The following is a 22145-nucleotide window of genomic DNA, read 5'->3' as shown; positions in this document are numbered from 1 at the left end:
TGAAACAACTAGGGGGAAAAAGCATGAAGAAAAAATCATTCTTTTTACTAGCGATTCTTTCGGGTCTTATTTTAGTTTTGGCAGCATGCGGAACCAGCACTCAAGATACAGCAACATCAGGAGAAGGATCATCAGAAAGTAAACCATTACGTGTCGTTACAAATGCAGCATACGCCCCATTTGAATACATGGAAGGCGATAAAATTGTCGGCTTTGACATTGATTTAATCAACGCCCTTGCAGAAGAAGCCGGTTATGAAATTGAAATTGAACATGTCGGCTGGGATCCTCTTTTCGTAGAAATAGAGTCTAAAAGAGCAGATTTAGCCGTCGGTGCGATTACGATTAATGACGATCGCAAGCAAACTTACGATTTTTCCCATCCGTACTTCTTATCAACGAATAAAATTTTAGTATCAGAAGATAGTACGGTTGAATCAGGGGAAGATTTGGTCGGCTTAAAGGTAGCTGTTCAAGGCGGAACAACAGGGGATGCAGCTGTTGAAAAATTATTTGGAACCAATCATCAGGACATTAAAAAGTTTGAAGATAACAACTTGGCGATTCAAGAGCTTCTGCAAGGCGGTGCAGATGCCGTTGTTGCGGATAATACAGTAGTAGAAGAATACGTGAAAAATAATCCGGATCAAAAATTAAAAGTAGTAGAAGATAGCAGAGCATTTGAACAGGAATTTTATGGATTTATGTTCCCGAAAGGCAGCCAATTAAAAGCTGACTTCGATGAAGCTCTCAATACGATTTTTGAGAACGGCACCTATACTGAAATCTATGAAGAATGGTTTGGCGTTGAACCAGACCTTGAGACAATCAAAGCTCAGCAAGAATAAGCACCAGAAAAAGCGTAACTTTCTCGGGAAGTTACGCTTTTTTACAAAAACTGAGTGGTAGTCCATCTGTTAGTTAAGCTTGATTTTCATTTACATCTTGAATCACCCAATGATTGTCCTGTTTAACAAATATCACTTCTAATTCAACATTTCCGTGCAAATCACTGGTATGTTCCTGGGTGAGACGATATTCGGAGCCGCTTACTTTTTCAAGATTATAGTCCTTTGTTTCATCTAATGTAACAGGGCCATCCATTGGTATGACATAAACTCCGTCTTCCTTATCTTCATAACGGAGATCGACCACTTCCTGGGCAAATTCACGGGTTAAAAATTGGGTGGCTTCTGTTACAAGTTCTTCTTTCGACTGAAATTCCTGAACCTTGTTCTGATCATCAGCCGCAAACTTTCCCTGAGAGGAGGCTAAATCACGGTATTTCGCCATTAATTCATCTACTGCGAGATGCTCCTCTTGTCCATCTTCATTTCCTTGTTCTGTTTCGTCCTCTTCCTGAACAGAGGGGTCAGTTTCGTTTGACTCGAACTCATCATTGGGATTTGGGTTGACTTCAGTGTTTTCATTATCCTGACCGCACCCTAGCAATAGGAAGGGTAAAAGAAGTGCGACGAGCAAGATTCGTTTCATTCGTTTCCCTCCTCGATTTTTAGACAACTCTTCTTTTATTTTCCCTAAATATTACCTAAAAATGCGGACAAAAAAAAGGGACAAACGAATGAGTTTGTCTCAATTATGATAGAAAATAGTTCCAATATCCGTAGCTGATAAAAGTACCCAACCAAGAAATAATGCCGAACACAATGACGACTGCATTTTCCGTCCAGCCATACTTTAATGAAAAATGATAATGGATCGGGGTCATCTGAAATATCCTTTTTTTCGTGCGTTTGTAAACGAATACTTGTATGACTACTGAGAGCTGTTCAGCAAAATAAATGAAAAATAATAAAGGAATTATAATTTCAACCTTCTCGATGATAGCCAAAAATGATAATGAACCGCCAATGGCAAGGGATCCCGTATCACCCATAAAAGCCTTAGCAGGAAAAATATTAAACATAAGGAATCCTAAAATATTCGCAATCATAATTAAACAAAATACTTGAATTTCGGGTATGTCAGATATCACAAAAAAGAAAAAGTAAGTAGGAATAGCGACAACACCCAATAACCCGTCCATTCCATCTGTAAAGTTGATGGCATTGGTTGAACCGACAACAAAAACCGCCATAATCAGTAAATAAAGAACAGAAGGAAGATCAATCGTCCAGTGATTAAAAACCTGAATATTCGTGTCCAACCCTAATTTAGCCGTAATGAAATAAAGCAGGAAACCGGTAACTACAAACTGGAGAACAAGCTTGGTTTTTCCTGAGATCCCATTAGGATCCTGCTTTGATGCTTTCCAATAGTCATCTAAAAAGCCAATGAGACTAAATAGAACAAAGGCTGTACAAATAAATAACATCACATGGCTAGCTGAAAATAAAAGCGCAATCATAATTCCAATGATAAAAATGATGCCGGTCATAAGGGGTGTTCCTTGTTTTGCTTGCTGCTCTTCCGGGAGCTCTTTGCGAATCGGCTGCGTCAATTGTAACTTTATTAAAACCTGGATGAGGAATGGGCATAGAAGAAGTACAAGTCCGAGCGTTACGACAGCCGGAAGAATAACTTCAAACACTATCGAATCCGCCTTTCTAAGGTTAGAATATGGTATTATATGAATATATTACCAAAAAAGTAGAGAACTGTCGAACTATGTCGGGAAATGAAGTATTTACAAAAGATAGTTTGAGATATATACTAGATAAAATTTCCAATTAAGGAGGGGTGCAAGTTGGTAAATAAAAAATCCTATCCTTTAACAAATTCAAAAGGGAGAACGATTGAATCTGCTTTATTTACGAAGGATGATAAAAATCACAAACTCGCAATCTTACTTCCAGGAGCAGGGTACAATACGAAAATGCCCATATTCTATTATGCAACTCGTTTGTTCCTTGAAATGGAATACGATGTCCTCCATATAAACTATGATTTTTCGGGAAAAGAGTACGAAAAACTTTCAAATGATGAATTTTTTCGCTGTATAAAGGAAGATGTTTTCGCCGGTTACGATGAGGTCATTTCAGATCTTCATTATCAGGAATTTGCAGTTTTGGGAAAATCGTTAGGAACGATTGCAATGGCAAGTCTTTTTGATGAAAAAAAAGAGCTGGGGCAGGCTAAGGCGATATGGCTGACACCTTTAATTCATAATCATTTTGTATTTGAACATATGATCAATACTGCACAAAAATCATTCGCTGTTATCGGAACAAACGACTTTTGTTTCCGGGAAGAACGATGGAGGGAAATCAAGGAAAAGGCCAATTATGACACCTTGCTGTTAGATCAAGCGGATCACAGTCTAGATAAAAAAGGGGACGTTTTGTCCTCCATTGAGGCTTTGAAAACAACACTGGAACAAATCAAACGCTTTGTTTCAGAATAGAGGAGACCACATATGGACAGTGCAAAAACAAGTATTTTTAAACCATTTCCAATTCTAGAAACAGAGCGCCTGCTATTGCGTCCTATTACTTTGGCGGATAAAGAGGCCATTTTTGATTATTCATCTCGACCGGAAGCAGCTCAATATGTAACCTGGGAAGCACATAAATCATTGAGTGACACACAAACATTTCTAGATTTTGTGCTTAATCAGTATGAAAGCGGAGGGGTTGCACCTTGGGGAATGGTGATCAAAGCTACAAATCAATTAATTGGAACGATTGATTTTGTTTCTTGGAATAAATCTCATCAATATGGCGAGATTGGTTATGTCTGTTCCCCAGATTACTGGGGAAATGGCTATACACCGGAAGCAGGGCAAGCATTACTGCGCTTTGGCTTTGAAAAAATGGGCCTGGTCCGGATTCAGGCACGCACCTTTGCTGAAAATCAAGCTTCTCAAAGGGTTCTGAAAAAACTGGGAATGACATATGAAGGAACCATGAGAAAGGCGATGAAAGTCAAAGGCAAGCATTGGGATATAACGATGTATTCAATTTTGAAGAAAGAGTACGAATCCGCGAAAAAATAACCATATTTTTACTTAAAATTTACTTGCTTTACCAATTTGCATCGAGTATGATAGGTAATGACAAAAAACGGAAGGGTGACCAGGGGACAATGAACAATTAATCCTATTTATATGAAAAAATTGTTAATCACACACGATACATTTTTTCTGGATAGGATTAGTTTGTATTTTTATATACAGTTCAAAGTGTTCATTGTTTCCAATTTTTTATGGAAAAATTGTGCCCTTGAAATGTACTGCCTCCTGTCCAGAAAATATACAGGAGGTTTTTATTTTGGAACAAAAAACAGGTAATGTTCAGTCTGGCCTTTTTCGCAATCAGGTGTTTCGGGCTATTATTTTTTCCGGATTGTTTTTGCAAATTGGGATTTGGATAAGAAACTTTGCCGTCTTGCTTTTTGTGATGGAGCAGACGAATGGGGATGCCTTTGCTGTTTCCATGATTTCTGTTGCAGAATTCGCGCCAATCTTTATTTTTTCTTTTATTGGCGGCACGTTTGCTGACCGATGGCGGCCAAAAAGGACGATGGTCTGGTGTGACATTTTAAGTGCTATTTCGGTATATGCCGTATTGGTAACTCTTATTTTTGGAACGTGGCAGGTAGTGTTTTTTGCTACCTTAATTTCAGCAATTCTATCCCAATTTTCTCAACCTTCAGGGATGAAGCTATTTAAATTGCACTTACCTGAGGAACAAATTCAAGCTGCGATGTCGCTTTATCAAACCATGTTTGCTGTATTTATGGTGCTAGGCCCGATCATTGGAACGTTTGTTTTTCAATCGTTTGGAATTCATATCTCTATTGCCATCACGGGAACAGCCTTTTTACTTTCAGCGGCAGCCCTTGCTTTTCTTCCGCCAGATTGGAAAGTTGAATCAGCCGTTGCTCCAAACACATTGTGGCAGGATATGAAGAGCGGCATACAGTATGTATTAAGTAAAAAAGAATTAAGTTTACTTGGTTTCTGCTTTTTATTAGCTGGTCTCGGACTAGGGTTCATTCAGCCGCTTTCCATCTTCCTGGTGACTGAACAATTAGGGTTGCCTGAAGAAAATCTCCAATGGCTGTTTATGGTGAATGGTGTAGGCATGATTCTCGGCGGTGCTTGTGTAATGATCTTTGCTAAAACAGTCCCGCCGCAGCGGCTGCTCCTTTTCGGAATGCTTGTCAATGGTATTGGCATCGCGGTAATGGGACTCTCTACCAATCTGTGGCTTACTTTAGCAGCTGAATTCATTAACGGGTTAATGCTTCCATGTATCCAAATCGGGATCAATACGATGATTTTACAAAGAACAGAAGAAGCATTTATTGGCAGGGTCAATGGAATCTTGAGCCCGCTATTTACAGGTTCCATGGTCCTAACGATGAGTTTCGCTGGTGTACTCAAAAAGGAATTCTCACTAGTTGCTATGTTTGAAACATCCGCTATCCTGTTTCTGATTGGAATGTTATTCATGCTTCCATTATACAATCAGAAAATGGCGTCCAATACACAGCAGGCGCTGGGATCTCAGGAATAATGCAACCATACAAAAAGGTGCAGGAGTTTATAGACTCTTGCACCTTTTTATTTGCGTGAAATATTCACCGTGAAACAAGAAAATTCAGGGCGCTCCTGGCACGCCCTATGTGTGCAGACACCCCTTAAATTTCCGTATTGGCATCAAAAACAACCAGCCCGCCGTCTGGTTCGAATTCAGAGTATGGGGACCAGAAGAGTCCATCAACTTCCCATTGGTCAGTTTCTAAGTTGTATAGGACACCATAAGAACGGAAGTCGCTGCCGGTCTCTGTCGTAATGCTTTCTACAAATTCTGGCGTTTCCTCTTCGGCATAGGAAGCTGGGTAGATATCTCCGGTCCAATCTACTTTACCGTAGGCATCCACATGGATATAGTCTTCTTCAACATATAGCTCCATTGTGTCCAAATCAACTGTAACGGTATCAAGCCCGGTTCCGTAATAGTTATAATCGCTATCAATATAATATTGGACTTCAGCGGCCAGCTCCTCTTTATAATAAGGAGAGGCGACAATATGGGTTTGATCTAACGTTTGTAAACTCATAAATCGCTGTACTTCAAATGTATATATTGCTTCGGCTACTTGATTCTTCATCTCTTCTGTTAAGGGATCAATGCTTAGATCATAGTATGTATCCGTAATTTCAAACTCTTCGCTTCGTACAGTCCCCCAAGGGAATTCTTTTTCCAAATAAATCGTATGGGAACCGTCCAAGTCTATCGGTCCAATACCTTCTAATTCCCAAACAGTGCCTACATAGTTTCCGTCGATATATAAACCTCCATCTCCATGATTAGAGAAAACATCTACATAATAACCCTCCAGCCACATATCTACATAAACATTTTGGCCAGATTCATCAAATAGATTAACGTTTACCTCTTCATCAAGGGCTGCAAACTCGGACTGATATTCAACTTTAATTGTATATTTACCTGGTAAATATGGACCATATGAAGCTATAAAGTTATCTGAATCACTTTCTCCTACTTCTTTTCCATCAATGAAAATGTTTGCTCCTGCATAATTCGTTTCAATTTCAAAGTAATAAGGGAGCAGCTGGATTTCATAATCATCAAAGAATAAGAACTGCCTGCCAGATTTCTTTAATAACACGGTTGTTTCTTCATACGGCTCCACTTGCGGGTCGTCTAAATGTTTCGCTTGCTCTTTTAAACTTTCAAGCAATTCATCCTTATAAAACGGATCGTCATTTACATATTCTATCAAATCTTGAATATTTGATTTCTCTACTTCAATTTTCGAGTCAAAAGATCCTACATATTTCATTAATGCTTTTTCATCTTTTTCTTCTAATGCTTGCTCGAACCGGTCAATCCGATACTCAACGCTTGATAAATGCTGCAGCACAAAGTAACCAGCAACGAGCAAGACTACAGCTACGCCGCTCGATAGCAGTGCAATTTTTTGACGTTTAGACAAAGGTTTAGATGGGGTATAGGTTTCTTCGATAGTAACGGTAACTTCTGAACCGCCTGATCCGGATCTGCTGAAGGGTTTTCCGCATTCAGAGCAGAATTGTTGATCTGGCTTTAACCCATGTCCGCAATTTGGGCAAAAACTCATCGGCTTTCCTCCTGTATAGGTATAAAGTATGATTTCCAGAAAATATTATCATATTTTGTCGAAAATTGGTATTATTTTTAAGATTTCATGTCCATTTCATTACAAAAAGATTACAATGATTTGCTTATCAGATAAAAAAGGGTTCTGCCAGTACAATATTAATGGCACACGTCCATAAAATGGGAAGAATCAGGAATGGAAGGATATAAACTATTTGGAAAAAGTTAATAAAGATAAATGGTGTTGTATTTTTATTCGCATGATGGTATGATGGCTTTTGGTTGTCATTCAAATACCTTACTAATAGTTGCGAAACAGCTAGATAGGTAAAGAGGTGTAACTAGTATGGAAAAATCAAATCAAGTTCAAATACAGAAAGCGAACCCATCGCTTAAAGCCTATTCGGCTGCAGATTATTTAAATTTTATCATCCCATCTATTATTGGTATTTTCTTATTCATGGTACCAATCACAGTAGAGGGAAGTATGACGATTCCTGTTGCCTTTTTGGCAGGGGAGTTACGAGAGATGCTTGAGGGTATCATCCCATACTTAGCAACTGTATTCATGGGAGTAGCGGCGATTGGCTCATTAATCGCAAAAGCAAAGCAACCGCAAAATCCAGTGTTAAAAACATTGTTTTCCGTAAACTGGTTTTGGCTTGTTGTAAGATTGCTAGGATTTGTTCTTGCAGTTCTAACCCTATTTCAATGGGGCGGAGAAGCGATTTTTTCCGAAAATACAGGCGGACTCGTATTAGATCTGATCGTTTCTTTATTCACAATTTTCTTATTTGCAGGTCTGTTTCTTCCGTTATTATTAGATTTCGGTCTCCTCGAATTTGTTGGGACTTTGCTGATTAAAGTCATGAGACCAGTGTTTAAACTCCCAGGACGATCATCGATTGACGTACTGGCTTCATGGGTAGGAGATGGGACGATTGGTGTTGTTTTAACTGATAAACAATATCAGGATGGCTTCTATACAAAGCGGGAAGCAGCGATTATCGGAACAACTTTTTCCGTTGTTTCCATCACTTTTAGCATTACAGTTCTTGAGACAGTGGGACTTGAACACCTATTTGGACCATATTATTTAACCATTGTGATTGCAGGATTAGTTGCCGCATTGATCATGCCAAGAATCTGGCCGCTTTCAAAAAAGCCTGATACAACTTATGAAAAAGCTGTGCAGCAGCCAGATGAGGAGATTCCGGCTAACACCAGTTTGTTCACCTGGGGAGTTGCACAGGCAGCGAATAAAGCATCGAAAACGAAGGACTATGGAACTGTTCTAAAATCTGGCTTTAAAAATGTATTGGATATGTGGATTGGTGTGGTTCCAGTTGTCATGGCGTTTGGTACTCTTGCACTTATTGTGGCTGAATATACCGATTTCTTTATGATACTTGGTAAACCAATTGAACCAATTCTCTCACTCATGCAGGTTCCCGAAGCAGCTGAGGCTGCTCAAACCGTTTTAATCGGATTTGCAGACATGTTCCTTCCATCGATTTTAGCGAGTGAAATGATTGAAAGCTCCATGACATTGTTTATAATAGCGGCGCTTTCTGTCACCCAATTAATATACATGTCAGAAGTTGGCGGACTATTAATGGGATCTAAAATTCCAGTTAACTTCCTCGACCTTGTTGTCATCTTTTTATTAAGAACCCTTATTACGCTGCCTGTTATTGTAGTAGCAGCTCATATCATCTTCTAAAAAACAGCTATGAAACCCTTCCAGATTTTTTATTGAGGAAGGGTTTTCTTGCTTTATTAAATCGATTAAAATAAATAAGATGATTACTAAATTTCGTAATTTATATTGACAGGCTGTTTTTATTTTTTTACATTTATTCAAAAAATAGGAAGAAATATCTATCATTTTAGTCTGATGGTCATGAAGGAATAGACCATCGCATATCGAATACATAGTGGTACGAAAATATATTGGGGGACTACTTAATGAAGCTCGGTGAACTTCTGCTCGAAATATCATATAAACTTCAATATTCTCCCGAGGATTGGGCTAAGAAATTGAACGTTTCTACAGATGAGGTAAGAGATTACTTTTCAAGGAAAAAGGAAATACCCATTCTGCCTTTTTTTCATTTAATCAATGATTCTTACCCGGATTATGAAAAAAAGAAAGACATCTTCTCTGTCTATTTAGATACCATAAGTTCTTCTGATAATATTCTATATTCATTGGAACTGGTTAGTCAGTATGAAGAGAATGAAATCCTGCAAAGGCTAATCGACAAGGGGATGAAATCAGAAGATCCTTATGTACAGGAATGGGCAGAAATGTACGCTTTATCACTAAAAAGTGAGGAGCTATTTAACGATGATTTCCTCTATTCAGCGAAAAAAGCAAGTTTAAAATGTAACGAAATGAAAATTTTCCTCGAAACCATGCGAATTACCCAACTTCTTCAAAAAATAAATGCTCATATCACCATTGATAAACTTGCAGATGAGTATGCACCGCAGCTAGAAAAAATTGAAAATCCATTTTTTAGAAGTGCTTTTACAATGAGACTCCATACCAGCACTATCAATAGTACCCTCCGGTTAAACTTGATTGGAAAAGTCCGAAGAATAGGTGAAATGTATTTAAATGATAAAGAAACACAAGTTTACTTTCCACTTGGTTACTGCCGGATTCTTCACTACTATGCATTGTCATTTTTGTATGAGGATCCTCAAAAAGCTCTAGAACTAATTGATGAATCTAATGCCATTTTAGAAACAATATCAAACAATGTGGCCAGGTTCTGTATGAATGAAAATGGAAAAAGTAAAGCATTCATTAAAAATGTATGGGAGATTAATCAGCCAGAACCAGATGATATTCCAGAAAAAATTCATTACTACATCGCAAAAGGGGATATGAAAAAAGCCCAGGCATTGCTAATCGATTTGAAAAAAGTACAGCCGTTGACAGCGTTTCAGGATTATTACTGGGGTGTCGCCTTTTCTGATGAAGAAGCATTGCAGAGATCGTATGAAAGATTCAGATCGAATGGAGACTTTTTCTTTGCTGTTTTACCAATCAGAGCCTTATCAAAAATGTCACTAGAAAAACTGAAAGAGAAGAAGGTCAGGAACTAGCTTGCTTCTGGTAGGTCTAGTTTATTTTTTTTAATTGTCACGATATTCCTCCTTTCTCCGTCTTAATGGTAAAACGAGAAGGAGGAATTTTTATGACGTTCATAACTGATCAATTTTTTGATTCGATCGTAATTGGCGGGGGATTGGCTGGTTTGATATCAGCAAATTATCTTGCCAGGCAAGGCAGAAAGGTAGCAGTGATTGAAAAAGGGAAGGAGCTTGGCGGAAGGGCTTCTACGACAATTGTCCATCAATCTCATTTAAATCTGGGGCCGCATGCTCTTTATATAAAAGGCGGGACATCCCAAATTTTGAACGAGCTTGGTATCCATCCAACAGGCAAAAAGCCGAAGATATACGGAAAGTTAATCTTAGAAGATAAGATGTATCCTTTTCCTCCTTCTCCCGTTGCTTTGTTAAAAACTGAGTTTTTGACATGGAGGGAGAAGGCAGAGTTAATCAAAGTTTTTTCCAATTTATTAAAAGCAGATTGGAGAAAAGCAGGCGACCATTCATTTACTGAATGGCTCATGGCGCATCGATTGTCCAGGAAAGTTAAGGCTATCCTTCAATCACTTTTGGCAATCTCCAGCTATTGTAAAGAGGACGATGCAGTGACGGCCGCGTATGCAATCCGGCAGCTTCAGCTTGCGTTAAAAGGCGGTGTTCTTTATTTAGATGGCGGCTGGGAGACGTTAATACAATCTTTAGAAAATCATGCGCAAAAAAGAGGAGTTTTGTTCATGAAAGGGGAAAAGGTTAAGAAGATAAAAGGAAGTTTTCCTGCCTTTCAACTAGAGCTTTCTTCCGGAAGACTAGTTGAAGGGAAGACGGTGATCTATACAGCACCCCCGCATGACCTGCAAAAAATGGCTGAGCATGGTGAACAGTTTGCTTTCCTTTCAAAACTCAAACCAGTCAAAGGAGTTTCTTTGGATCTGATTTTAGAAAAAGATGAAATGGATCGAACTAGCTTTGGTTTTGATGCGGATCATTTTATTTATTATTCCAGCCATTCGAAAGCAGCTAACCTAAGCCAACAGTATGAAGTCGCTCATGTATTTGGATACGGGGCTGACGCCAGCGAGGAGCAAATGGAGAAATTTTTAGACCGAATGGTGCCTCACTGGCGGGAAAGAAAAGTGTACTCTAGATGTCTCACTAATTTGGCTGTGAGCAATGGATACCCAAACAGAACCACGATGAGAATATTTGAAAAAGCATCTCAAGCCGTAGACGGTTTGTTTCTAGCTGGGGACTGTTGTATAGATGAAGGAATTCTTGCCGATGCCTCAGCTGCTAGCGGAAAAAAGGCCGCTTTAGCTGCTGAACAATGGCTAGGAGGTAAAAATAACAATGAACATCGAAGCATTATATAAAGAGTACAAACCATTACTTTTTTCCATATCATATGGAATGCTTGGAACCGTAACGGAGGCAGAGGATGTTGTACAAGAAATTTTTCTTACCCTGCAGCAAGAGAAGCTTGATCATGTCCAAAATATTAAAGCCTATTTATCCAAAATGGCGACAAACAAATGTATCGATGTACTCCGGTCCGCACAGAAAAAGAGAATCGTATACGTGGGTGAGTGGCTTCCCGAACCAATCGGAGCCGCCCGTTTCAATGAGGTAGAGGAAAAGATTGAGAATCGGGACTTATTAAGCCTGGTTTACTTAAAATTAATGGAAGTCCTGACCCCAAACGAAAGAGCCGTCTTTTTATTAAAAGAGGGCTTTTCCCTCTCTCATGCAGAAATATCTCATATGCTAGAAACAAATGAGGTCAATTGCCGTAAACTCTATTCCCGGGCAAAAAAGAAAATGGGAATCAGTACGAACGGCCGGTTTACTGTGAAAGAAAATCGGGAAGTCATTGAATCATTTATTCAAGCCTTTCAGATGGGAGAAATGGAGAGAATACTTGGGCTGTTAAGTCCAGATGTCATTTTGTACTCAGATGGCGGCGGCGTTGCAAAGGCAGCCATTCGTCCAATCGAAACGGTTCAGCGCGTCCTGCCCTTTTTACAGGGTGTATATGGTAAACGCCCTGAAAATATGACCTTTGCCATTGAATCAGTCAATGGGCAACCGGGTCTTGTCGGCAAAGTAGATAACGAGACTCATAATGTCATTTCATTTTATATAGCAGATACCCGAATTCAAGCCATTTATTTGGTAGTGAATCCTGAGAAATTGATGAATGTATGAGGAAGAAGACAGGGCGAGTGGGTGCCCTGTCTTTTTTGTGGGGTGGATGCATAGGTAGTCTGGCATGAATTGGGCTATCGGTCAAAATTGGTGGTTCTATCGGTCAAAAACTGGTTCTATCGGTCAAAATCAGGTTCTATCAGTCAAATTCGTGGTTCTATCGGTCAAACTCGTAGTTCTATCAGTCAAATCAGTGTTTCTATCGGTCAAATTCCGGTTCTATCGGTCAAAATCCATTTCTATCAGTCAAAATCCATTTCTATCGGTCAAATTCAGGTTCTATCAGTCAAATCAGAGGTTCTATGGGTCAAATTCGTGGTTCTATCAGTCAAATCAGTGTTTCTATCGGTCAAATTCCGGTTCTATCGGTCAAAAACCGGTTCTATCAGTCAAATTCGTGGTTCTATCGGTCAAACTCGTGGTTCTATCAGTCAAATCAGTGGTTCTATCGGTCAAATTCCGGTTCTATCGGTCAAAAACCGGTTCTATCGGTCAAAAACCGGTTCTATGAGTCAAATCAGTGTTCTATCGGTCAAATTGGTGGTTCTATCAGTCAAAATCCATTTCTATCGGTCAAACTCGTGGTTCTATCGGTCAAACTCATAGTTCTATCGGTCAAAAACCGGTTCTATCGGTCAAACTCATAGTTCTATCGGTCAAATACGTGGTTCTATCGGTCAAACTCGTAGTTCTATCAGTCAAAAACCGATTCTATCGGTCAAATTGGTGGTTCTAACAGTCAACTCGTGATTCTATCGGTCAAATTCCGGTTCTATCAGTCAAATCAGTATTTCTATCGGTCAAAATCTAATTCTATCAGTCAAACTCGTAGTTCTATGGGTCAAACCCTTAGGTCTATCAATCAAAATCCATTTCTATCAATCAAAACCCATTGCCATCAGTCAATAACCGACGCCATTGGTCAAAATCTCTTGAATGGACGGTCTATGATAAATCCTGTATTTTCCGGTGCCGGTAGAAGGGAGGTTCATAGATTGAAGGAGCTTTTTTACAACAGTAGGGGAACTAGTTTTTAGAAAATCTCTCGCCTCTTTATTGGTAATGGTGGAATCTATCAAAAAAAGATAATCGAGGATTGCTTGTACGTGGGCTGTTTTATCTTTTTCCCCGCACTTGGGACATAGCCAAGTTCCATGAATTCGTTCCATTGAAAAACTGGAGCAATTCACACACCGTATGCCTTTTATAATATCGGAACTGGACATTTTATAGGTATTTAACAGATTTGGAAAATGGGGACTATGTTCTTTTACAATTCTTTCACTAATTGAACCAAGTTGTTTTTCAGTGATGGAGGAGCGCGCATATCTGCGTTGAGCTAGAGTGATTGCCTCGTTTAAGCTTTCTGCATGGAGGATTTTATTGAAAATTGGTTTGCTTTCTGGCGAGGCTTCAATAATTGTGGATTGATTCGTATTAACAATGAAAAATTCAATAGGCATAGTAAGATTAAAGTTTTTTCGGAGCCATTGATTCAGCAGATTCTTTTGGCGGGTTGCTTGATGGAGGGGATTGGGGAGTCTCTCTATTTTTTGATCATAACTGCGAATTAGCTGGTCATAGTGGGGATCAAATCGGAGGATACCTGCGATATTTTTAACTTCCAAGATTAAAGTGAAAAAAGCAGATAAGATTAATGTATCAATTTGAAAATAGATACCATTCAATGAAAGACGCAGGTTGTGAATGACGGTGAGAGAGTAGTCTTTTAAGTGGCTTAAATGATAATCTACATTTTGTTCTCCATAGTAACCGGCTTTTCTCCACATCAAATTTTTTTCAATTTCCTGTCTTTTTCTAAAGTTTGGGTAAACTCTGTTCAAAAGTATTTCGTGCAAATAAAGTTCAACAGGGAATTCTCTTTTTTTATAGATGTTCAATATAACATCACTCTCCTTTTTCTTTTACTAATGAATTCTTGAAAACTAAAAAAAATCCTCCCCCATACAGTTGGAGGAGGATTTACACATACTATCACGCGCGCTTATAAGATTCAAATTCTTTCTCAGAGCAGTACACAAAATGCCCTGGCGAAACTTCTCTCATTTTCACTTCTTCGCCTTCTTTATATTCATGGATGCTTGGGTCGTAGACTTTCCTTCTTCGCTGGCGTTCCGTTTCAGGATCCGGACGCGGGATCGCAGATAGCAGGGCCTGCGTATACGGATGCAATGGGTTGCGGTAGAGCTCATCACTTGGAGCAAGCTCGACTAGCTTCCCAAAGTACATTACACCGATCCGGTCACTGATGTATTTCACCATAGATAGGTCATGGGCGATAAAGAGATAGGTTAAACCTTTTTCTTTTTGAAGCCGTTTCATGAGATTGACGACTTGAGCTTGGATTGAAACGTCCAAAGCGGAGATTGGTTCATCGGCAATGATGAATTCCGGCTGAACCGCAAGCGCCCGCGCGATGCCAATCCGCTGTCTTTGTCCGCCGGAAAACTCATGCGGATAGCGGGTCGCATGTTCACGGTTTAATCCAACTGTTTCCAGTAAATCATATACACGCTTCATCCGATCTTCTTTCCCTTTAGCAAGACCGTGGATATCAATCCCTTCTGCAATGATGTCAGCCACCGTCATTCTAGGATTCAAGGAAGCATATGGGTCTTGGAAAATCATTTGCATTTTGCGGTGAAACTCGCTGAGTTTTTTCCGTGATTTAATCGTGCGGACATTTTCCCCGTTATAGACGATTTCTCCATCAGTAGCTTCATATAAACGGATAATCGTACGCCCCGTTGTCGATTTACCGCAGCCGGATTCTCCCACAAGACCAAGGGTTTCCCCGCGATAAATCGAAAAAGATACATCATCGACCGCTCTTACTTCGTGTGGACTGCCTGTATTAAAGTATTTTTTCAGGTTTTTAATCTCTAAGAGTGTTTCAGCCATGGATTGCTTCCTCCTTTAACAGAACCGGAGTTTCGAAGTTTTGCGTCATTGGCCGCAAGCGATTTTTCACAGCTTCAGGCGGTTCGACCTTTGGTGCATCCGGATGCAGCAGCCACGTTTTGGCAAAATGTGTTTTGGATATTTGGAACATAGGTGGCTCTTCCTCATAATCAATCGCAAGAGCATAGGGATTCCGCGGTGCAAAGGCACAACCCTTCGGAGGATTCGTCAAATCAGGCGGCGACCCTGGAATTGCTGCAAGCTCAGATTTATCATCACTATCAAGGCTAGGCATTGAAGCCAGCAATCCCCACGTATAAGGATGACGAGGATCATAAAAAATTTCATCGACGGTCCCGATTTCCACAATTTGACCGGCATACATAACAGCAACCCGGTCAGCCACATTTGCTACAACACCTAAATCATGGGTAATAAAGATTATCGAAGACTCCGTTTTTTGCTGGAGATCCTTCATTAACTCTAAAATTTGCGCCTGAATCGTAACATCAAGAGCTGTTGTTGGCTCGTCGGCAATTAAAAGCTTTGGATTGGCGGCCAATGCTATTGCCACCATTGCCCGCTGCCGCATTCCGCCAGAAAATTCGTGCGGATATTGCTGGAATCTTCTTTCAGGGAATGGAATTCCAACCAGATTTAAAAGATGTATCGCTCTTTGTTTAGCTTCTTCTTTCGATACCTTATGGTGCTTTAAAATAACCTCTGTAATCTGTCTTCCGATTTTCATCGTTGGATTTAATGAGGTCATTGGATCCTGGAAAATCATTGAGATGTCATTTCCGCGAACCTTTTCCATTTCTTTTTCTGATTTCGGAACCAGGTCCACGCCTTCAAGCAACACTTGCCCGCTTGTAATTTTTCCAGGGGGCATCGGAATTAATTTAATTAACGACTGGGTCATCACACTTTTTCCAGAGCCGGATTCACCTACAATCGCAAGTGTTTCACCCTTGTATACATCAAAGGTAACCCCGCGGACAGCTTGGACTGTTCCGCCGTATATATCAAAGCTAACATGCAGGTCTTTGACTTCTAATAGTTTTTCCATTTCGTTTTTCCCTCCTATTTGCGCAATTTAGGGTCTAATGCATCACGTAAGCCATCGCCAATCACGTTAAAGCTTAGCATTGTGATACAGATAAAGGCAGCTGGGAAGAAGAGTCTCCACGGATAATATTGCATCGCCGCTACTCCTTCGGTTGCCATCGTTCCCCAACTGGCAAGTGGAGGAGAAATACCTAGTCCAAGAAAGCTTAAGAAAGCCTCTGTAAAAATCGCATTTGGGATGGTTAGTGTTAATGTGACAATGATAGGTCCCATTGCATTCGGGATTAGATGCTTAAACATGATCCAGCCGGTCTTTGCTCCCAGTGTTTGGGATGCTAGTACATACTCCTGTGTTTTGAGCTGAAGCACCTGGCCGCGGACAATCTTGGCCATGCTGACCCAGCCGATCAGTGTCATCGCAATAATCATGGTCCATAAGTTAACTTTTTCAAACAATACGATGAAGAGAATAACGACTAATAGATACGGGATCCCATACAAAATATCGGCAATCCGCATCATAATTTCGTCGACTTTTCCGCCCTTATATCCTGCTATACCGCCCCATAATACTCCAATAACCAGGTCAATCAGGGCTGCAGCTAATCCAATGAAAATGGAAATACGCGCACCTTCCCAAACGCGGGCAAACATGTCCCGTCCTAAATCGTCTGTACCGAACCAATGTTCAGCAGAAGGCGGCTTATTTGTATTTAAAAGATCCGTTTGTGCTGTATCGTGTCCTGAAATATACTGACCAAATATCGCCATGAAAGATAGAAGGATCAGCATAAAAACGCCTAACATGGCGAGCTTATTTTTACGGAAGCGAATCATCGCATCCTTCCAGAAGGATAAGCTCGGTTTCGAAATCTTTTCAGCATCACTTGCTTTTGCACCAACAAGATCAAATTTGTTCGGATTCATTTGTGTCTGTGCCATTATGCTTCTCCTTTCCTTGGTCTGGCTAGCTTAATGCGCGGATCGATGAAACCATAGATGATATCTAGTATCAGCATTGAGAAGAGGAGCAGGACACTATAAAAAACAGTTGTCCCCATAATGACCGAATAGTCACGGTTTGTAATACTTACAACAAATTGCTTTCCTAAACCTGGAATCGCAAAGATATTTTCAATGATAAAGCTTCCGGTAATAATTCCGGCAAAAAGAAGTCCGATATACGTAATTGTAGGTAAAAGCGCATTTCGAATTGCGTGTCTAAAGGTGATCGTACGTTTGCTTAATCCTTTAGATTTAGCTGTTTTAATATAATCTTGATTCATAACCTCAAGCATACTGGAACGGGTTAATCTGGCAATCATAGCAAGAGGAGTAGCCGATAATGCAAAGGCCGGCAGTATCGTATGAGTAAAGCTCTCCCACCTTGCGATTGGAAAGACCCCCATTTTATAGGCCAGTACGTATTGGAGAGCGGCTGCCAAGATAAAGGATGGAACCGAAATTCCTAACACGGCAATAACGGTTGCTGTATAATCTGGCCAACGGTTATGCCGCAGAGCTGCAATCACTCCCAATAAAATACCGCCTCCGATTGCAATCAGTAGCGCTTCTGCTCCTAATGCAAGAGAAACAGTAAAGCCATCTGCAATAATTTCATTCACGGTTTGTCCTTTATATTTCATCGATGGACCGAAATCCCATCGAACCACTTGACCTAAGTAACGGAAGTATTGTTCATACCAGGGGTCGTTTAAGCCATATTTTTCATTGAAATTTTCCATGATTTCCGGAGGGAGCGATTTTTCAGAGGCAAACGGGCTTCCTGGTGCCATTCTCATAATAAAAAATGTTGCCGTAACGATCATAAATAAAGAGAGGAGAATAAAAAGGACGCGCTTTACTATATATTTTGCCATCGTTCAACACCTCGCTTATTAAAATTGAAAAGGCTAGGTAGGGGGATAAAACCCCAAAAAGAAGAGGAGTCAGCCCCACAAATAAACTCGTGGGGACTGACTCCTAATCTTTTGAGCCAGCCTCTTTGTAGGGTAGGTTTCCTTATTCGAAGTACGCCCACTTCAGTTGGACATCTCCAAGACCGGAAACGACAACGTCTTTCAAGTTTTCTTTCTGTAGCCATACGTTTGTATAGAAGTAAATTGGTGCTACTGGAAGCTGTTCCATAAAGATTTCTTCAGCTTGTTTTAGCATAGCTTCACGAGCTGCTGGATCCTTTTCCGTAGCAGAGTCAAGCAGTAATTGTTTGAAATTAGGATCTTCCCAATTTGTATCGTTATTTCCTCCCTCTTTATCACGGAACAATTCGAGGAAGTTAATAGGGTCGTTAAAGTCTCCTAACCAGCCCATACGTCCAATTTGGTAGTCTCCGCTATGAAGCTGGTCAATATATACTTGCCATTCTGTATTTTCTAGACCTACTTCAATACCAAGAGCTTCTTTCCACATTTGTTGAACGGCTTGCGCAATTTTAGCATGCGTATCATCCGTATTGTAAGAAAGAGTGATTTCTGGAAGCTCAGAAACATCGCTGTAGCCTAGCTCTTCAAGACCTTTTTGAAGGTGCTCTTTCGCTAAATCAACAGCATTATCTTCAAAATAACCTTCTTCGTTTTCAGGGAACATAGTTGGTGGGACAATGGCCATCGCTGGTACCTGTCCGCCTAGAGTAATGTTTTCTACAATTGCTTTACGATTGATTGCATACGTAAATGCTTTACGGATATTTACGTTATTAAATGGTTCAGCTTCCGTATTAAATTTATACCAATAAACACCAGTAATTGGCTGAACATTAAGAATACCTTGGTCTTTCAGTGATGGAATTGCATCAACCGGTACAGAACCAAATGGATCTCCAGCCCAATCAAGTTCTCCATTTTGATACATGGAAAGCTCGGTAGCATCTTCGTTAATCATGTACATATCAATTTTTTCAAGTTTTACAGTGCCGGCATCCCAGTAGTTGGCGTTTTTCTCAAGTGTAATTTGGTTTCCATGATCCCAATTTGTCATAACAAATGGACCGTTGGAAATATATTGGTCACCAGCATTTGTATGCCATTCTGGATTTGCTTCTGCTGTTGCTTTATGAACTGGATAATAGGTATAAAAAGCAGTTAATTCCAAGAAATAAGGTGTAGGATTCTCTAAAGTAACTTCAAGCGTTTTTTCATCAACAACTTTAATACCAACTTCATCTACAGTTACACCAGATTCTGGATCGTTGGCAGCTGCAGCGTTTTTGATGTAGTAAAGCTGATAAGCATATTGAGACTCGTTAGCTGGATCTAATGCCCATTTCCAAGCATAAGCAAAATCTTCTGCTGTAACTGGATCTCCATTAGACCACTTTGCATCACGTAAATGGAAAGTATAAACAGTAGAATCTTCATTTACATCAATTTTTTCTGCCATCGCAGGTTCAGGTTCTCCATTTTTGCCAATACGAGTTAACCCTTCAAATGTTTGAGCTAGAACACTACTAGAAGTGGTGTCATTCGCTAGCCCTGGATGTAAAGAAAATGGTTCCGTTTTAATGTTTACCCGTAAATGCTGAGCAACGTCTGATCCTTCATTAGTAGTACCTTCATCGTCTCCCTCAGGAGTCTCAGATTGAGGATCATCTCCAGGTTCTGCTTCGCCGCCGCTACAAGCTGCTAAGAACATAGAAAGGACGAGCATTAAACCCAGAAATACTAGAAGCTTCTTTTTCACAGTGTAACCCCCTATAAATTTTTGTTTGGCCTAATAAAATTTACCTAAACCTACATTCCTATCAATATGTAAGCACTTACATAATTCTGAGGCTAAATGTTCGCCAAATCGCACAGAAATATGACAAAAATTGATAGAAATATAGATTTTGTAAGGATTTTATTAAGCCTACATTAAGACATTATATATACTTACCTTTCATTTTGCAATATTTCAAACAAATGAATTGTTCAGTTAATAGGAATTTTGTATGAAAATAAAATAATCTGATAAGTTAAAAAAGCGCCTTTTTGCCTATTGTCGAAATTTATAAAATTTTGTGGATTTTGTTAATTCAAGCTTGGATAAATACAAAAATAGTAGCATAATAGAGGAGCAAACAGAGTATAAGAAGCTGGTGAAAAAATGATCTTATTAGATGTAGTAATTCCTGTGGTTGCAATTTTTGTGATTGGCTATGTAATACAGCGGATTTTTAACTTTGATATCCGCTCGATTTCAACTCTTTCTTTATATGTATTAACTCCCTTTTTAGTATTCAAGACGTTTTATACCCATCCATTAAGCTGGGATTACCTTTATATCATGCTTTTCTGTGTAGGATTCTGTATCGTATTGCTAGTTCTTTCTTATTTATATGGAAAGATTCGTAAAACAAGCAAGACGGTGACCGCTTCCTTTATGTTAGCCACTGCATTTATGAATGCAGGAAATTACGGCGCTCCTCTTATTTACTTTGCATTAGGGGAAAAAGCTTTTTCTTTGGCAATCATTGTCATGGTAGTCCAATCGGTTTTAATGAATTCAGTCGGTCTTTTTCTGGCTGCAACTGGTTCATCTCTGAGGAAAGAAACTTCTTTTTCCCCGTGGAAGAAGATTCTTACAATGCCCGTGCTGTACAGTTTGATTCTTGGGATTCTGTTTCAATTGCTGAACATTGAGATTCCGGCTTCCTTAGATAAACCGATTGGAATGCTATCAGATGCAGCGATTCCTATTATTATGCTCGCCTTAGGCATGCAGCTGGCACGAATCGAATTTGAAAAGGTCAATTGGTATGAGCTTTCCGTAATTACCTTTGCCCGCATGCTGCTGTCACCAGTCATAGCTATTTTTATATTTTCATTCGTTTCATTAGATCCATTGCTAGAAAAAGTCCTGATTATTGCAGCTGCGATGCCCACAGCGGCGAATATTACGCTATTATCGATACAATTTAAAACTGAACCAGATTTTGTTTCGGCCGTTACGTTCATTACTACGATTTTAAGTATTGTAACGGTTCCGATTCTATTAGTCTTCTTAGGGGTATAAAGGAGGAGCGAATCCATGTATTCAGTACGGCCAGAAAAGAATGAAGATTATGCTGTGATTAAAGAAATTAATGATCTGGCATTTAATGGTGAAGGCGAAGGGAAATTAATTGAATTGATTAGGGGTTCGGATCATTTTATCCCTGAATTATCTTTAGTAGCCGAAGATATTGAGGGAAAAGTGGTCGGACATATTTTATTTAGCCTGGTGCATATTCAAACAGAAACCGGGCTTATTCCTACGCTTGCCCTCGCACCAATGGCTGTCCTGCCGGCGTATCAAAACCAAGGGATTGGCTCGATCCTCGTTAGAAGCGGACTGGAAAGAGCAAAAGAGTTAGGATATACGCATGTTGTTGTTTTAGGCCATCCTAATTTTTATCCGAAATTTGGATTCATTCCTTCTATTAAAAAGGGCATTGAATCTCCATTTGCGGTTCCGGAGGAAGTATTTATGGTTGCAGAGCTGGCAGAAGGGTCTTTGGATCAGATACAGGGTAAAGTCATATACCCGCCTGCGTTTGAGACAGTTTCATAGAATATGGGTGATATGGGTTGGGCCGTTATGTGCGAGTGCTTGCCTGTTATGAGCGGTCCAGGCCTGATTATGTGCCGGTGCTCACTTGTTATGTGCCATACAGGCCAGAATATGTGCTGTGTGTCGCCCGTTATGTGCCGTACAGGCCTGAATATGTGCCGGGTCTCACTCGTTATGTGCCATACAGTTCTGATTATGTGCCGGTGC

At 39.9% G+C, this 22145-nt stretch carries 19 protein-coding genes; 10 read left to right on the top strand and 9 right to left on the bottom strand.

Features of this window, described 5'->3' with window-relative positions; translation table 11 throughout:
• Positions 1-23 precede the first annotated feature (23 nt).
• Entirely contained in the window at positions 24-848 is an 825-nt protein-coding gene (locus MLE14_RS05325) for a transporter substrate-binding domain-containing protein (RefSeq protein ID WP_243297313.1), read from the top strand.
• 73 nt (positions 849-921) lie between these two features.
• Here the strand turns inward: MLE14_RS05325 and MLE14_RS05320 are convergent, their stop codons facing one another.
• Together MLE14_RS05320 and mraY are read right to left on the bottom strand one after the other, a co-directional pair.
• A complete protein-coding gene (locus tag MLE14_RS05320) occupies positions 922-1494 on the bottom strand; it encodes a hypothetical protein (protein ID WP_243297312.1) in 573 nt (190 codons plus the stop codon).
• A gap of 103 nt (positions 1495-1597) precedes the next feature.
• Positions 1598-2551: a phospho-N-acetylmuramoyl-pentapeptide-transferase gene (gene mraY / locus MLE14_RS05315; RefSeq protein ID WP_243297311.1), complete on the bottom strand. Its 954-nt coding sequence runs from the start codon at positions 2549-2551 to the stop codon at positions 1598-1600.
• Between the two features lie 156 nt (positions 2552-2707).
• On the opposite strand from mraY, the gene MLE14_RS05310 reads away from it, so the two are divergent.
• From MLE14_RS05310 to MLE14_RS05300, 3 genes are all read left to right on the top strand, one after another.
• On the top strand, positions 2708-3364 hold the full coding sequence (locus tag MLE14_RS05310; RefSeq protein ID WP_243297310.1) for an alpha/beta hydrolase: 657 nt from the start codon (positions 2708-2710) through the stop codon (positions 3362-3364).
• Positions 3365-3376: 12 nt separating this feature from the next.
• A complete protein-coding gene (locus MLE14_RS05305) occupies positions 3377-3955 on the top strand; it encodes a GNAT family N-acetyltransferase (protein WP_243297309.1) in 579 nt (192 codons plus the stop codon).
• Positions 3956-4229: 274 nt separating this feature from the next.
• Complete coding sequence (locus MLE14_RS05300; protein WP_243297308.1) at positions 4230-5480, top strand: MFS transporter; 1251 nt, start codon at positions 4230-4232, stop codon at positions 5478-5480.
• Between the two features lie 124 nt (positions 5481-5604).
• On the opposite strand, the gene MLE14_RS05295 is transcribed toward MLE14_RS05300, so the two are convergent.
• Positions 5605-7071 carry a zinc ribbon domain-containing protein gene (locus MLE14_RS05295; RefSeq protein ID WP_243297307.1) on the bottom strand — a complete coding sequence of 489 codons (1467 nt, stop codon included), beginning with the start codon at positions 7069-7071 and terminating at the stop codon, positions 5605-5607.
• Positions 7072-7416: 345 nt separating this feature from the next.
• On the opposite strand from MLE14_RS05295, the gene MLE14_RS05290 reads away from it, so the two are divergent.
• The 4 genes from MLE14_RS05290 (at position 7417) to MLE14_RS05275 (ending at position 12398) form a co-directional block, all read left to right on the top strand.
• A complete protein-coding gene (locus MLE14_RS05290; protein ID WP_243297306.1) occupies positions 7417-8793 on the top strand; it encodes a YjiH family protein in 1377 nt (458 codons plus the stop codon).
• A gap of 245 nt (positions 8794-9038) precedes the next feature.
• Positions 9039-10187 (top strand): AimR family lysis-lysogeny pheromone receptor, encoded by a 1149-nt coding sequence (locus MLE14_RS05285; RefSeq protein ID WP_243297305.1) that lies wholly within the window; start codon positions 9039-9041, stop codon positions 10185-10187.
• 92 nt (positions 10188-10279) lie between these two features.
• Positions 10280-11566, top strand: coding sequence for a phytoene desaturase family protein (locus MLE14_RS05280; RefSeq protein ID WP_243297304.1), 1287 nt, complete (start codon positions 10280-10282; stop codon positions 11564-11566).
• The gene (locus tag MLE14_RS05275; protein WP_243297303.1) at positions 11544-12398 is read left to right on the top strand and encodes an RNA polymerase sigma-70 factor; all 855 of its coding nucleotides are present in this window, start codon (positions 11544-11546) and stop codon (positions 12396-12398) included. The genes MLE14_RS05280 and MLE14_RS05275 overlap by 23 nt, the downstream gene beginning before the upstream one ends.
• 902 nt (positions 12399-13300) lie before the next feature.
• On the opposite strand, the gene MLE14_RS05270 is transcribed toward MLE14_RS05275, so the two are convergent.
• From MLE14_RS05270 to MLE14_RS05245, 6 genes are all read right to left on the bottom strand, one after another.
• A complete protein-coding gene (locus MLE14_RS05270) occupies positions 13301-14299 on the bottom strand; it encodes a nuclease-related domain-containing protein (protein WP_243297302.1) in 999 nt (332 codons plus the stop codon).
• 94 nt (positions 14300-14393) lie between these two features.
• A complete protein-coding gene (locus MLE14_RS05265) occupies positions 14394-15320 on the bottom strand; it encodes an ABC transporter ATP-binding protein (protein ID WP_243297301.1) in 927 nt (308 codons plus the stop codon).
• The gene (locus MLE14_RS05260; RefSeq protein WP_243297300.1) at positions 15313-16389 is read right to left on the bottom strand and encodes an ABC transporter ATP-binding protein; all 1077 of its coding nucleotides are present in this window, start codon (positions 16387-16389) and stop codon (positions 15313-15315) included. The genes MLE14_RS05265 and MLE14_RS05260 overlap by 8 nt, the downstream gene beginning before the upstream one ends.
• Positions 16390-16403: 14 nt before the next feature.
• Positions 16404-17330, bottom strand: coding sequence for an ABC transporter permease (locus MLE14_RS05255; RefSeq protein ID WP_279326166.1), 927 nt, complete (start codon positions 17328-17330; stop codon positions 16404-16406).
• Positions 17330-18268, bottom strand: a complete 939-nt coding sequence (locus MLE14_RS05250; protein ID WP_243297299.1) for an ABC transporter permease — start codon at positions 18266-18268, stop codon at positions 17330-17332. Before MLE14_RS05250 ends, MLE14_RS05255 begins: the two co-directional genes overlap by 1 nt.
• 142 nt (positions 18269-18410) lie before the next feature.
• Entirely contained in the window at positions 18411-20087 is a 1677-nt protein-coding gene (locus tag MLE14_RS05245; RefSeq protein WP_313897582.1) for a peptide ABC transporter substrate-binding protein, read from the bottom strand.
• Positions 20088-20492: 405 nt separating this feature from the next.
• Here MLE14_RS05245 and MLE14_RS05240 point away from each other — a divergent pair, with 405 nt between their 5' ends.
• Positions 20493-21401: an AEC family transporter gene (locus MLE14_RS05240; RefSeq protein ID WP_243297298.1), complete on the top strand. Its 909-nt coding sequence runs from the start codon at positions 20493-20495 to the stop codon at positions 21399-21401.
• Positions 21402-21416: 15 nt separating this feature from the next.
• Positions 21417-21938: a GNAT family N-acetyltransferase gene (locus MLE14_RS05235; RefSeq protein WP_243297297.1), complete on the top strand. Its 522-nt coding sequence runs from the start codon at positions 21417-21419 to the stop codon at positions 21936-21938.
• Positions 21939-22145 lie beyond the last annotated feature (207 nt).

The sequence above is a fragment of the Bacillus litorisediminis genome, assembly GCF_022808645.1.
In the GTDB taxonomy this organism is placed as follows: domain Bacteria; phylum Bacillota; class Bacilli; order Bacillales; family JC228; genus Bacillus_BF; species Bacillus_BF litorisediminis.
The sequence above is the reverse complement of the archived record's forward strand: the minus strand, read 5'-3'. Positions and strand labels throughout refer to the sequence as shown.